General features: G+C 25.1%; 13 protein-coding genes. 12 read left to right on the plus strand and 1 reads right to left on the minus strand.

From position 1 onward, the window contains the following. Nucleotides 1-121: 121 nt before the first annotated feature. The 9 genes from KYD98_RS04845 to KYD98_RS04885 all read left to right on the plus strand — a co-directional run bounded on the left by KYD98_RS04845 (nucleotide 122) and on the right by KYD98_RS04885 (nucleotide 9794). Complete coding sequence (locus tag KYD98_RS04845; protein WP_219778470.1) at nucleotides 122-859, plus strand: GntR family transcriptional regulator; 738 nt, start codon at nucleotides 122-124, stop codon at nucleotides 857-859. 35 nt (nucleotides 860-894) lie between these two features. After that, nucleotides 895-2031, plus strand: coding sequence for an N-acetylglucosamine-6-phosphate deacetylase (gene nagA / locus KYD98_RS04850; protein ID WP_219778471.1), 1137 nt, complete (start codon nucleotides 895-897; stop codon nucleotides 2029-2031). Nucleotides 2032-2044: 13 nt separating this feature from the next. Beyond that, a complete protein-coding gene (gene nagB, locus KYD98_RS04855) occupies nucleotides 2045-2794 on the plus strand; it encodes a glucosamine-6-phosphate deaminase (RefSeq protein WP_219778472.1) in 750 nt (249 codons plus the stop codon). Between the two features lie 288 nt (nucleotides 2795-3082). Next, nucleotides 3083-4522 (plus strand): N-acetylglucosamine-specific PTS transporter subunit IIBC, encoded by a 1440-nt coding sequence (gene nagE, locus KYD98_RS04860; protein ID WP_219778473.1) that lies wholly within the window; start codon nucleotides 3083-3085, stop codon nucleotides 4520-4522. 356 nt (nucleotides 4523-4878) lie between these two features. Further along, the gene (locus KYD98_RS04865; RefSeq protein ID WP_219778474.1) at nucleotides 4879-5109 is read left to right on the plus strand and encodes a hypothetical protein; all 231 of its coding nucleotides are present in this window, start codon (nucleotides 4879-4881) and stop codon (nucleotides 5107-5109) included. A gap of 407 nt (nucleotides 5110-5516) precedes the next feature. Continuing rightward, nucleotides 5517-6038 carry a metal-dependent hydrolase gene (locus tag KYD98_RS04870; protein WP_219778475.1) on the plus strand — a complete coding sequence of 174 codons (522 nt, stop codon included), beginning with the start codon at nucleotides 5517-5519 and terminating at the stop codon, nucleotides 6036-6038. Nucleotides 6039-6232: 194 nt separating this feature from the next. After that, complete coding sequence (locus KYD98_RS04875) at nucleotides 6233-6613, plus strand: hypothetical protein (protein WP_219778476.1); 381 nt, start codon at nucleotides 6233-6235, stop codon at nucleotides 6611-6613. Between the two features lie 254 nt (nucleotides 6614-6867). Beyond that, nucleotides 6868-9057 (plus strand): DNA topoisomerase III, encoded by a 2190-nt coding sequence (locus KYD98_RS04880; protein WP_219778477.1) that lies wholly within the window; start codon nucleotides 6868-6870, stop codon nucleotides 9055-9057. Between the two features lie 263 nt (nucleotides 9058-9320). Beyond that, complete coding sequence (locus KYD98_RS04885) at nucleotides 9321-9794, plus strand: hypothetical protein (RefSeq protein WP_258049646.1); 474 nt, start codon at nucleotides 9321-9323, stop codon at nucleotides 9792-9794. Between the two features lie 188 nt (nucleotides 9795-9982). On the opposite strand, the gene KYD98_RS04890 is transcribed toward KYD98_RS04885, so the two are convergent. Continuing rightward, nucleotides 9983-10357: a phage holin family protein gene (locus KYD98_RS04890; RefSeq protein WP_219778478.1), complete on the minus strand. Its 375-nt coding sequence runs from the start codon at nucleotides 10355-10357 to the stop codon at nucleotides 9983-9985. A 267-nt stretch (nucleotides 10358-10624) separates the two neighbouring features. Here KYD98_RS04890 and KYD98_RS04895 point away from each other — a divergent pair, with 267 nt between their 5' ends. The 3 genes from KYD98_RS04895 to KYD98_RS04905 all read left to right on the plus strand — a co-directional run bounded on the left by KYD98_RS04895 (nucleotide 10625) and on the right by KYD98_RS04905 (nucleotide 14667). Further along, nucleotides 10625-10813: a hypothetical protein gene (locus tag KYD98_RS04895; protein ID WP_219778479.1), complete on the plus strand. Its 189-nt coding sequence runs from the start codon at nucleotides 10625-10627 to the stop codon at nucleotides 10811-10813. A gap of 165 nt (nucleotides 10814-10978) precedes the next feature. After that, entirely contained in the window at nucleotides 10979-11152 is a 174-nt protein-coding gene (locus KYD98_RS04900; protein WP_219778480.1) for a hypothetical protein, read from the plus strand. Nucleotides 11153-11739: 587 nt separating this feature from the next. Continuing rightward, nucleotides 11740-14667: a helicase C-terminal domain-containing protein gene (locus KYD98_RS04905; RefSeq protein ID WP_219778481.1), complete on the plus strand. Its 2928-nt coding sequence runs from the start codon at nucleotides 11740-11742 to the stop codon at nucleotides 14665-14667. Nucleotides 14668-14762 lie beyond the last annotated feature (95 nt).

The following is a 14762-nucleotide window of genomic DNA, read 5'->3' on the forward strand; positions in this document are numbered from 1 at the left end:
ATAAATAATATTAAAATAATTAAAAATAATAGTTGACTATGAAAACGATATGCTATATTATATTGGTATAGACCAATTGGCATATACCAATTGGCATATACCAATCAAAGGGCGTGAAGTGGTGCAAAAAATAGATAAAACTTTAAATATACCTTTACACATTCAATTGTCTATGATTATTAGAGAAATGATAGAATCTGGAGAACTGTCGGAAGGACATTATTTAATGCCAGAGAGGGAAATTTGTAAAATTCAAGATCTTAGTAGAATGACTGTAAATAAAGCTATATTAAACCTTGTAAATGAAGGTTTATTAGATAGGAAGCAAGGAAAAGGAACTTTTGTAGCTTATAAAAAGAAAAAATATAAATTTCAAAAATTATTAGGCTTCACTGAAGTAATGTCTCAAAAAGGATTTAAAGTAAAAAACAAAATTTTGAAATTTGAATTAAGTACTCAAAATCATAAAATAAGGGAAAGATTAAAAGCGAAAGATGAAAATGAATTAATATATAGAATTGAGAGAGTTAGATATATAGATGGTGAGCCTTTTGCATTAGAAATAGTTTATATATTAAAAGATATGTGCAAAGATTTAACAGAAGAATTAGTTAAAGAAAATTCTTTATATAAATTGTATAGAGAAAGGTATCATCATAAAACTAAAAGAGCAGAACAAGTTATAAAACCAGTAATGATAAATAAATATGAATCTCAAGTTTTAAATCAAGATTTAAATTCATTAGCACTTAAAATAGATAGAGTAGTTTTTACAGATAAAGAAGAAATAATGGAATATACAAGTTCAATATTTTTAAGTGATAAACATGAATATGAAATAGTATTACACGAAAGTTAAAAATAAATTTTTATTATAAGAAGGGGTGAAAATCTATGAAAGCTTTAGTAAATGGAAAAATAATAGTGAAAGATAAAATTTTAAGTAATAAAGTATTAGTTTTTGATAAAAAAATAATTGATATATGTGAAAATGTTCCTGAAAATTGTGAAGTTATTAATGCAAAAGGAATGATTATATCGCCAGGTCTTATAGATATACATATACACGGTAGTTGTAATGCTGATACTATGGATAAATCAATAGAATCTATTAATACTATAGCTTCTGGAATATGTAAAAATGGAGTAACATCATTTTTACCAACTACTATGACTATGAGTAAGGAAGATATATATGAAGCACTTAATGTTTTAAGAGAATCTATGAATAAAGAAAATCATGGTGCTAAGGTACTTGGGGCTCATATGGAAGGACCTTTTATAAATGCTATTTATAAAGGTGCACAAAATGAAAAATATGTATTAAAACCAAGTTTTGAGTTTATAAAAGAATATACAGATGTTATAAAGATAATTTCATATGCTCCAGAATTAGATGAAGAGTTTAATTTTACCAAACAAGTAAAAAGAAGCACTGATATTAAATTATCAATATGTCATACTAATGCAACTTATAAAGAAGCAGATGAAGCTATAAAACTTGGAGTATCGAATATAACACATCTGTTTAATGCAATGACGGGTTTAAATCATAGAGAACCAGGGGTAGTAGGAGCAGCACTTATAAGCGATACTTATTGTGAAATTATAGCAGATAAAATTCACGTAGATAAGAATTTATTTGAATTTGTATTAAATAACAAAGGAAAAGATAAAATAATTCTTATAACAGATAGCATGAGAGCAGGATGTATGAGAGATGGTAAATATGATCTCGGTGGACAAGATGTATATGTTAAGGATGGAGCAGCTAGATTACAAGAAGGAAACTTAGCAGGAAGTATTTTAACTTTAAATAAGGCAGTTTATAATTTCTTTGAAAATACAAATTTAGAAATTAATGAAGCTATATATATGGCATCATTAAATCCAGCAAAGTCTATAGGAATAGATGATAAAAAAGGAAGTTTAGAAATAGGAAAAGATGCTGATATAGCAGTATTTGATGAAAAAATGGAGTGTTATCTTTCAATATCAGAAGGAAAATATATATTTAATAAATTAAATTAGAAGGAGTAAGATTATGAGAATATTAGTTTGTAAAAATTATGATGAAATGAGTAAGAAAGCAGCCCAAATGATATTAAGTCAAGTAACATTAAAGCCTGATTCAATACTAGGACTTGCAACAGGAAGTACACCAATTGGAATGTACAAAAATTTAATTGATATGTATAAAAATAGAATAATTGATTTTTCAGAAGTTAAAACTTTTAACTTAGATGAATATTATAAATTACCTGTAGATAATGATCAAAGTTACCATTATTTTATGGATGATAATTTATTTAATCATATAAATATTAACCGTGAAAATATTAATATACCTAATGGTATGGCTGAAAATATAGAAGAGGAATGTATTAGATATGATGAAAAGATAAAAAAATCTAATGGAATAGACATACAAGTATTAGGTATAGGTAGAAATGCTCATATAGGTTTCAATGAACCAACTGTAAACTTTGAAAAAAGAACTTATGTTGTAGAGTTACAAGAATCTACTAGAATGGCAAATTCAAGATTTTTTAATAGTTTAGATGAAGTTCCTAAGAAAGCTATTACAATGGGAACAGGATCTATATTTGAAAGTAAAAAGATTATGCTTTTAGCATCAGGAAAAGAAAAAGCAAAAGCTATATATGATACAATTCACGGAAAAATAACTCCAGAAGTGCCAGCTTCAATACTTCAACTTCATAATGATGTGGTAGTAATATTAGATGAAGAAGCAGCTTCTTTATTAGATACAAAAGAGTATAAATCACTATAAAATTTAAGTTTTACAATAGTGTTGATGTTGTAATAAACATTTCAAGCAATAGAATTTATTTTAAAATCTAAAATATGTTTTACCAAGTATATTTTAAATAAAAATTACAATAACTAATTATATTATAGTATTTAATTAAAATAGAATTTTTTATAAAAACTTTATAAAAAATTATAAATGTATTAACTGAATTAGAAAATATTGAAAAGATAATTTGATATATTAATTTTATTATATTACAACATTAACATTACAAAATAATTTTATAAACTAAGGAGGAAAAATATTATGCTTAAATTTTTACAACGTATAGGTAAATCACTAATGCTTCCTATAGCATGCTTACCGATTGCAGGAATTATGCTTAGAATTGGTCAACCAGATGTAATCAATGCTTTGAGTTTTATACCATTTTTAAAAACAATATTACCTTTCTTTGCTTCTGCAGGTGGAGCATTGTTTGATAATTTACCATTGTTATTTGCTATCGGTGTTTCAGTTGGATTATCTGATGACCAAAATGGTGCAGCAGGATTAGCTGGAGTTATAACTTACTTAACGTTAACTAATGTAACTAAGCAATATTGGAGTATGAACTATACACCTGAAGTTGCAGCAACTTTAAAAATATCGTTTTTAGGAGGTATACTTGCGGGTGTTATAGGTGGACTTTCTTATAACAAATTTAGAGGTGTAAAATTACCAGATTCTTTAGCATTCTTTGGAGGAAGAAGATTTGTTCCAATTATGGCAGGATTGATTGCATTTATAGTAGCAATACCACTTGGGATGATTTGGCCTTCAATCCAAAATGCTTTAAGCGGTGCATCAGCTGGAATCGCAGGAATGGGTGCGATAGGTGTTGCATTATTTGGTATATTTAATCGTCTATTAATTCCAATAGGACTTCACCATGTTCTAAATTCTTTCTTCTGGTTTCAATTAGGAGAATTTAATGGTGTTACAGGAGATTTAAGCAGATTTTTCCAAGGAGATCCAAATGCAGGACATTTTATGGCTGGATTCTTCCCAGTAATGATGTTTGGTATGCCGGCTATAGCACTTGCAATATATTTTGCGGCTAAAAAAGAAAAGAAAAAAGAAGTTGCAGGTATGCTTATTTCAATAGCTCTTACAGCATTTTTAACAGGTGTTACTGAACCATTAGAATTCTTATTTATATTCTTATCACCATTTTTACTAGTAGCACATGCTTTATTAACAGGTTTATCTTGTTTCATAGTAGATACTATGGGGGTTTTACATGGATTTACATTCTCAGCAGGTTTTATAGATTATGCATTAAATTTTAATTTGGCAACTAAACCATTATTAATATTAATAATAGGATTAATAATAGGTGCACTTTACTTTGTAATATTCTTAACATTAATAAAAAAATTAAATTTACCAACTCCAGGTAGAGAAGAAGATGATGATGATGAATTTACAGAAAATGAATCTTTAAATTCAGGAAATGATAATGTTTATGCAAAATATATAGAGTACCTAGGAGGAAAAGAAAATATATTAAAGGTTGATAATTGTGCAACACGTCTAAGATTAGAAGTAAAAGATTCAGCTTTAGTAGAAGATAAAAAGTTGAAATCTGTAGGAGCTAGAGGGGTAGTAAGATTAGATAAATCTAGCGTTCAAGTTATAGTAGGAACAAATGTTGAATTTGTTGCAGATGGGATTAAAGACTTAATGAGAAATAAGCAAAAATAGTTTTAATAGATTAAATAAAAACATATAATGTTTTGGTAACAAATAAATTCATAAATAATATTCTAGATCTAACTGTTTCAGAAAATGATATAGAAACAATTAATTAAACTTAGAAGAACTCTTATTATAATCGTAGCATTTATAAAAAAGCTGAATACTATAAAAGTATAAGGCATAATCAAAAAATAACAATTCCATATAATAAGCCTATTTTCCATTATACTGAGTCAGCAGATTGTCTAATAGGTATGCTATGAGATCAATCTGCCTCCTTGCTTAATGAAAAATAATCATGGCATTTTGGATCGGTTATTTTCCTTCATATGCCTAAAAGAAAACTCTGTAGGAGGTAAAAAATGAACGGTTATGAACTAATAATGAGAGTTCAACAAAAAATGCAGGATCCTAAATTTGCAGAAAAGTTTAATAAGGCAGTAGTAGAACTTAATAGTATACCAGGTCTCCAACAAGAAGTACTAAAAATAGCACAAATACAAGATGAGAAAAAAAGAGAAAAAGCTATGGATAGGTTACCAAATAAGGCGAAAAAGGCTGTTAAAGAAGTTTTAAGAATGTTAGAAGCTTAGGAAGTATTTTAAGATAATATAAAATATATAGACTTGTTTAATTGATAAAAAAGAGTTTAACATTAATAAGGATAAGCTGCTTAAATATCTACATAATTAAATTAGAATTTAAGCATAGTTTGTAAAATGATATTATATAAATTTGATAGACAGAATTAAATCATTAAATATAAATATTAACTTAAAAATAACTAAATTTAAGAAATACCCTATAGAATATAGATTATTTTATAGGGTATTTTTTATGCTTTAATACTTTATATTATTTTAACAGTTTCTTTTATATATAATAATTAAAATTTTGGTTAAATAGTGAATATATAGTATAATATACGATATGATAAAATTTAAGGCTCATTTAAATTTAATTCATGAGTCTAAACAAAAGAGAAATAGGAGTACAAAAAATGAATTATAAAACTCATATAAATGGAGGAATTTTAGCAAGCCTTTACATAACTTCTCAAATACATAATGTTGAATTATTACATACGGCTATTTTTATAGGGGGTTCAATGCTTGGTAGTCTACTTCCTGATATTGATCATAGAAGCAGTTATATTGGAAACAAAGCTAAACCAGTATCAAGAGTTATAAACAAATTAGCTGGTCATAGAAAGTTATTTCATTCGCCACTACTTTATTTGATTTTGTATTTTATAGCAGATATTTTTATATTAAATAAGTTTGGAATTAGTTTTAATAAAGGTTTGTTTTTAGGAATAATGTCACATTTACTCTTAGATAGTTTTACTATAGGGGGATTACCATGGTTTTATCCAATTAGTAAAAAGAGGTTCTCTATAGGAAAAATAAAGACAAACAGTCAATTGGAATTTACTTTTTGTGGAATTTTAATCTTTATAAACATATTAATATTATTAGATTTACTTAAGATAACATCTATATTTACGTTTACTCAAGGATAGAATGTATCATGTTGCATTAATAATTTTAATATATTGAAGAATATTAAAGTATATTAATAAATATTATTATAAAAACGGTAAATATATAGGATAGATTTTTATTATATATGTTTAGAATATAAAAATCTATTTGATATATAGTTATTTCACTATTTTACTGTACATTTTAAATAATTATAAGAGGAAGATATAAAATGAATAAAGAAAAAAATAAATTTTTTATATACATTCCGTTAATTGTATACTTAATACTTATAGCAACATATATATATGCTTATAATAAGTCTTCAAATATATTTTGGGTTGCATTCATAATAGAAAGAGTTTTTTCGTATTTTTATACTGAAAAAATTACTAATTTATTAGATAACATAGAATGTGAAAATAAATCTGAATTTGGATTAATAGTTATAGTACTTATTTTGATATTTATAGGTTTAGGTTTAATTATTTATATAGGTTTTAATTATCCAACATTATTTGTAATTCTAATTATAGGAGAAATAATCGATGCTATATTCAATAAAATAGCTTATATATTAACTGAAGATGAGAATATTGAAAAATTAAAATAATATAAAATATAAATGGGCTGTCTCAAAAGAATTTTTAAGTATTTGAGGCAGCTTTATATTATTCGGTTTATGAAATCTAGTTTATAATTTAGCAAGATTTAAAATTGGTCTTAAATAAAGTTTTTGATGCATATGTTTATTATGCTATAATAAACTGTACAATGCAAAAATAGAACTTTTTTAAATTTATATTTTATATTATAGAATATTTAAAAATATTATTAGAAAAGTTCTTTTGAGAAAAGGAGAAAAGAATGAGTAAAATTCTTGTATTAGCTGAAAAGCCTTCAGTGGGTAGAGATTTAGCGAGAGTATTAAAATGTAATCAAAATAAAGGTGGATATATAGAAGGAAATAACTATGTAGTTACATGGGCATTAGGTCATTTAGTTACATTACTTGATCCTGAAGGATATGGAGATAAATATAAAAAATGGAGCATGGAAACACTTCCTATGTTGCCTAAAAATATGAAGCTTACAGTTATTAAAAAGACAGGAAAGCAATTTAGTGAAGTTAAAAAGCAAATGCTTAGAAATGATATTAGTGAATTAGTTATTGCAACAGACTCTGGAAGAGAGGGAGAACTTGTTGCAAGATGGATTATAGATAAGGTAGGGTTTAAAAAACCTTTAAAAAGATTATGGATATCATCTCAAACAGATAAAGCAATTTTAGATGGATTTAAGAATTTAAAGCCAGGTTCTGCTTATGATAATTTATATAAGGCAGCCCAAGGAAGAGCAGAAGCAGATTGGCTTGTTGGACTTAATGTAACAAGAGCATTAACTTGCAAATATAATGCTCAATTATCAGCAGGAAGAGTTCAATCACCAACTTTAGCCATGATTGTTCAAAGAGAAGAAGAAATAAGGAATTTTAAACCTAAGGATTATTATACTATAATAGCTAAAAATAATAATTTATCTATGGAATGGGTAAATAATGATAATAGTAATAGAACTTTTAATGAAGAAATAGCTAAAAAAATAGTAACAAGTTTAAGAGGAAAAGATGGAGAAGTTTCTGAAATAACTCAAAGTAATAAGAAACAATATGCTCCAGCTTTATATGATTTAACAGAGCTTCAAAGAGATGCAAATAGAATATTTGGATATTCAGCAAAACAAACATTATCAATAATGCAAAGACTTTATGAAAATTATAAAATTTTAACATATCCAAGAACGGATTCAAGATATATTACAAAAGATATAGTTCCAACTTTAAAAGAAAGATTAAAAGCAATTTCAGTAGGTAATTATATGGCTGCTGCAAGTCAAATCTTAAAGGGGAATATACATGCAAATAAAAGTTTTGTTGATGATTCTAAGGTGTCAGACCATCATGCTATAATTCCAACAGAACAAAAAGTATCTTTAGGTATGCTTAGCAAAGAAGAAAAAAATATATATGACTTAGTTATAAAAAGATTCTTAAGTGTATTATTACCACCTTTTGAATATATTCAAACTTCAGTTAATATTAAAGTAGGAAATGAGAATTTTAGAGCTAAAGGAAAAGTTATAAAATCTAAAGGTTGGAAGATGGTTTATGATAGAGAAAATGATATTGAAGAGATAAATGAAGAAGGTACATTAAAAGAACAAGTACTTCCTAACTTATCAAAGGGGGATACCTTAAAGATAAACTCTTTAGAGATTAAAAATCATAAAACTAAAGCACCAGCAAGGTTTAATGAAGGTACATTACTTTCTGCTATGGAAAATCCTCAAAAATATATTAAAGTAGATAAAGAATCTGCAAAAACATTAGGAGAAACAGGTGGACTTGGAACAGTTGCAACAAGAGCTGATATCATTGAAAAACTATTTAATTCATTTGTAATAGAGAAAAAAGGTAAGGATATATATCCAACTTCTAAAGGTAAGCAACTTATAGATTTAGTTCCTAAAGATTTAAAATCACCACTTCTTACAGCTAAATGGGAAAAATCATTAGATGATATAAGTAAAGGTAAAGAAAATGTACATAATTTCATTTCAAATATGAGAAACTATGCAACTGCATTAGTTCAAGATGTTAAATTTAGTAATGATAAATATGTTCATGATAATATGACAGGTAAAAAATGTCCTCAGTGTGGTAAATACATGTTAGAAGTTAAAGGAAAAAATGGTGTAATGAACGTATGCCAAGATAGAGAATGTGGTTATAGAGAAAGTGTATCAAGAATCACAAATGCTAGATGTCCAGAATGTAAGAAAAAATTAGAATTAAGAGGACATGGAGAAGGTCAAATATATGTTTGTCCGGGAGCTAATTGTAATTTTAGAGAAAAAGCATCTCAATTTAAAAAGAGATTTAGTAAAACAGGAAAAGTAGATAAAAGAGAAGTTAATAATATAATGAAAAAAATGAAAAAAGAAGCAGAAGAATTTAATGATAATCCATTTGCGGCACTTTTAAAAGACTTTAAATAAGTTTTCAATATATTATAAAGCTAAGATGAAAATAATAACTGTATTTAGAAACATAAATTTTTAAATACAGTTATTATTTTTGCAATATTTATTAATTAAATGAATATTTTATAATATAAATAAAGTTTTTCATTTAACTTATTAGATTTTAATTTATTTAAGAATTATATATACGATGTATTATTTGTATTAATGTTATTGAGATTTCCTATAACATCTAATAGATATTTAGAACTTATTTAGCAATTTTGGAGGCAAGTGTATTGAAAATTTTAAATTCAAGCACTAAAAAAATTAATAGTAAAAAACTTACTAAAGATTATAATATTTATACTCCTGATATAGTAAAAAAATATAAGTCTACATTTAAAGTTCTACTTAAAATGACAGATGATAGAAATCATACTTTATATATAATGTATGGAAAGGTGAAAAAGTGGTATGAAGATGAGAAAAATTTAAATATTGTTATGGAAAAGATTCATATTAAAACAAAACTTGGATCATATTTAAGTGGTGGATGTGGTATTGAAGCATCACTTTTAGCTAATTTAACGGCAAGTGGAGTTTTTGCTTATTCTATTAAATATATTAAAAATTTTAGTCCTTTAGCATTGTTTTGTTATTTAAGCTGGGTAACTATTTATGGAATTACTGTATTATGGAGAGAAGATAATCAGGTAGAAATGTATAATATGTTTTTAGAAGTATTGAATGAATTAGAAAATAAATTTTAAAAATATTACCACTAGTAGAAGAAGTTATTTTTTATTGTATATATTTTTTGTTATACCAAGTATAGTTTTAAGTTTTGTAGGATATTCTAATCTTAAGAATATAAATAAAATAAATAATAAACTTGATTAAATTTAAAAATAGGCAACATTGAATAAATCAAAGTTACCTATTTATATATTAAAGAATTTTACATTGTTCTAGTAGGAAATATAGCATCCAGTACACCAATAACTATTGCTGATAATATAGCTCCCATTATAGATACACTCATATTAGGAACCAAAAATTGAGTCAAATATATTATTATAGCAGCAACAAAGAATCCTTTGATACCTTTTCCAAAAGGAGATGCATCAACACCCATCAATAATTCTATTACGTAGTCTAAAACACTTATTACAACTGCTGCTAGTAATACTGACCATAACCCACTAATAGAAAAACCAGGAGTTAGAAATGATGTTATTGATAAAACAATTGCAACCAATACCATCCTTCCAAACCATTTTAATATACTACCATTGTGTGAATGTTCTCTTGAGTGATATTCTTTATGCACCATTGTAAAGTACCTCCTTTAAAATAAGTTTTACATGAACATAATATATCATGAACATATTATTATTGTGCTCATATTTTTTATTATTATAATTAGATATATTAATAAAACTTAGTTTTTTAATTGGAAATAATACTAATTCATTCTTATAGTTTAATTAAAGAAATATAATAAAGGAAGCTTTATTTTATGTAATATATTAGTAAGGGTTTATGCGAATAAAACTCTATTTTCTACACAAAATACTACTGTAGAAAGGATGTGTTTAATATGTATAGACCTAAAAGATGTTGTAGTGAAGAAGAAAAGAATGTCAAGCGTTATAATGGAGAAGGATATCATGAAATTGGAATGGCTTCAGATCATTCAATGGAAGATTTAGCATCCAATCCTTTAACTGAAAATTATCATGTTAAAGGATTTAATGATGTTGCAGGAAAACGATCTGATTCTAATTAATAAAAATAAATAATATAAAATTATTTATTTAACCTGAGAAAGTATATTATATTGCTGATTTTTAATTTGATTTAAATGTTAATATTCAACAACTAGTTTTTCTTAAGTAAAATTTCTTCAAAAATATTTTACACAATCTATTTGTGAAGAGAGGAAGTGTTTCTTATGAATAATGGAAATTTAAATTGTTGTCATAGAACTAAGAATCAAAACCAAGAAGCAAAGACAACTTCAAAAAAATCAGCAGTATGTAATGATTGGACATCAGGACAACAAAATTATGATATCGCAGAAGCAAGTAAAAGACATAAAAAAACTGCTACTAATAACCAATGGTAATCTTGTTCTAAATGAAAACATCTACATTTAGAATATAAACTTTAAACTTATTCCTTTCAAAAGATAATAAATTTTAAACTTTTTATATAATATATCAAACAAAAATTTTTGCATTAGATAAATATTATTTTCGACCTAGAAGTTTATACTTTATAGGCATTTAATTTATATCTGAAATTGCAAACAATTGTTTATTATTTTAACTTTAAAAGTAAAAAATATTAAAGAGAATGCTTAGTTAATAAGAAATAAAATATTATTAAATAAATAATTTGATAATATAGTTTGATGCTAAATATAGTAAAGTAGATTTATTATTTTGGAAACCTCTAGAGGCAATCAATATATTGTTTCTAGAGGTTTTTTATTATAATTATATTTATTTTGGGAAAATTTTTAGTATGATATAATTCTAATATATATCTAAAAGAGATGAGTTATAATAAAGTGTGCTAATTAATATAGATCTTAAAATATGTATAAATATTATTACTCACAGTATAGTAAGCAACTTGTATGGAAAATTTATGATATATATGATTCAATAAAATAAATTTTATAATTAAGTTAACAAATAGGAGCAGAAAATGATAAACAATTTGAATAGTATTTTAAACAATGTAATATATTTAGACATTGAAACTACAGGATTAGATGAAGAAAGTTGTGAGATAATAGAAATTGGTGCCGTTAAAATTAAAGATTCTTTTATTACAACGTATAATACTCTTATAAAGCCAAAAGAAAGAGTTCCTATAAGTATATATAAGCTTTGTGTTGGTTTAAATGAAGATGATTTATTAAATGCTAGAAGCTTAGAAGAGATAAAAAATGAAGTAGTAGAATTTTTAGAAGATTTACCATTAATATGTCATAATGGAGGTTTTGAAAAGAAGTTTTTATCATATCATATTCCCAAAATTAAAAATAAAATAATGGATTCTATGGAACTTGCAACTATTTTAGAACCTTGGAGAAAAGAATATAATTTAGATTATTTAATTAAAAATGTAACTAATTTAGATAAAAACGAACTTCATAGAGGTCTTGAAGATTCAATAGATACTTTAAAAGTTGTAAATGCACTTCTTTGTAGACAATGGGTTAGGGAAGAAAATACAAAATCTAAAAAGTCATTATATAATATTATTAATAAAGAATATGAATTTTTAAAATCTTGGAACTGGAAAGAACACCTGTTAAAACCAATTTTATTTAATCCGGAGGAATATTCATATGTAAATTATGAAGAAGAGAAAAAAGATGAAATTAAATTAAATAAGATAAAAATAGATTATGATAAGTTTGAAGAGTTATTGATAAATGAAGATATATGGAATAATGGTGGAGATTTTGGATATCAGTATAGGGAAGATCAGAAGAATTTTTCAAAAAAGATAAGAGAAAACATTGAAAACGAAGAAAGAATATTTATAGAGGCACCAACAGGTAGTGGAAAAACATTTGCATATTTACTTATAGCATTAACAAAAGCGTATATAAATAAGAAAAATAAAAAATTAAATGATGCAAGTTACTTTATTTCAACCAATACAAAAGAACTTCAAAATCAGCTTATTGATAAAGATATACCAATGTTACTTAAAAAGTTAGGTCTATATGGAAAATTGAACTATGGAGCCATGAAAGGTAAAGGCAACTATATTTGTATAGATAGATTAAATAAATGTGATCAACTAAAGGAGAGTAAAGAAGGAAATCTTACAGATTTATTTTTAAGAAGATTATGTGCAGAAGGAAAACACGGAGATATAGAAAATATAAGTTTTTGGGCATATAATCATTATGAAATTGAAAAATATTTAAAGTTAATAAACTGTGATAATGATTCATGTAATTTAGATAAATGTGCAAAACCCTGTTATCTAAGAAAAAGATATAATGAACTACCAAATGAAAATATAACAGTAATCAATCATTCTCTACTAGCATGTTATCCTTATTCTGAAAAGAAAAAGATAAATCATTTAATAATTGATGAGGCACATAATCTTATGGAGAAATGTTATGATTTCTTTTGTGAAGAATTTTCATCTTTTGATTTTATAGAATTATTAAATCAAATAGAAAAAGGACATCCGAGTATTTATATGCAACTTAGAAATTTAAATGCTGAATTTGGATATAGAGAAACTATAGAATTAGATAAATTAAAATATTTAGTAGAAGATATTAATACTAATATATTTATTTTAATAAATGAATTTAGAAGAATGAATCTTGTTGAAGGAAAATATAATTTTGTAACAGAGTTCTTCTTACCTAGAGAGGAATTAAAAGCTTCAATGGAAGCTTTATCTATGCAAATATCAAATTTAAAAGAAAGTATATATAGATTATATAAGGTTTTAAATGATTATGTTAAAAATATTACACTAGAAGATGAAACTAATGGTGATAAGGATTATAAAAATTTATCAGAATACATAAAAAAGATAAAAGATACTTTTGATATATGTGATAAATTTTTAGAAAAGAGCACATTTTATGCAAAAGAACTTGAAATAGAAGTAGATTACAATGGGTTTATAATAAGGAATATACCTTTAAATGTAGGAGAATTAGTTAATGAGCATATGTTAAAAGAAGTTAAAAGTACTACTTTTGTATCAGCAACATTAAGAATAGAAAACTCTTTTGAAAAGATAAAAAAACATTTAGGTCAGGAAAATTCAAAAGATTTTATAATTCCTCCAACATTTAATTTGAAGCAAAGAACTAAAATATTTGCATTAAATGATATTGGCTCATATGATAGTCCAAATTATATAAAGAATATTGGTGAATTTATATTTAATACAGCTAAAAAGTTAAATGGACATATTCTTGTATTATTTAATAGTAATCAAAGAAAACAAGAGGTATTTGAAGAATTGGATTTATTAACTAGGGGTACTAAAATAGAAGTTCATACTAATAGAAAGGCTATTCCAGCTTTAAATGATAAAAATAGAATAGTTATAGTCTTAGGAGGGCAAGGTTTTTTTGAGGGGATAGATGTGGCTGGAGAAGGATTAACTTGCGTAATGCTTGATAAACTTCCTAATCGAAGTATAGAATATCCTATTTTAAAGGCGATAACTACTTATGAGAATAGAAAATATCAGGATGTTAATTACCCACAATTATGTATAAAACTTAAACAAATATATGGAAGACTAATTAGAAGTAATTTTGATTATGGTTATTTTATAATATTAGATCCAGGTAAAAATGCCAATACAATAAGAAATATAGAAAGAGATCTTGGAGGACCTGATATTCAAATATCAGGATGTAATAGAGTGTTGGGTTATATGGATTATGATTATGGAATTTGGAAAAAGTATAATTTAAGTTTGCTTTTAAAAGATATAAAAAGTAATGAAAGAGATATAGAAAAAGATTTTAATAATGAAGCTAAAAAGCATAAAATGTTTTGGGAATTTTTAGGTATAAAAGACAATCAATGTTATTTTAGAAATATAAATTATAATTTAAAATCTAAATCGTAGATTATTGAAATTATTTTATCTTAGAGAATAATTTTAACAAAAATAAGATAATTATATTATAGAAATAATTAAAACTGATAAAAAAACTATAGAAA

Origin of the sequence: Clostridium weizhouense (assembly GCF_019431045.1) — a bacterium.
In the GTDB taxonomy this organism is placed as follows: domain Bacteria; phylum Bacillota; class Clostridia; order Clostridiales; family Clostridiaceae; genus Clostridium; species Clostridium weizhouense.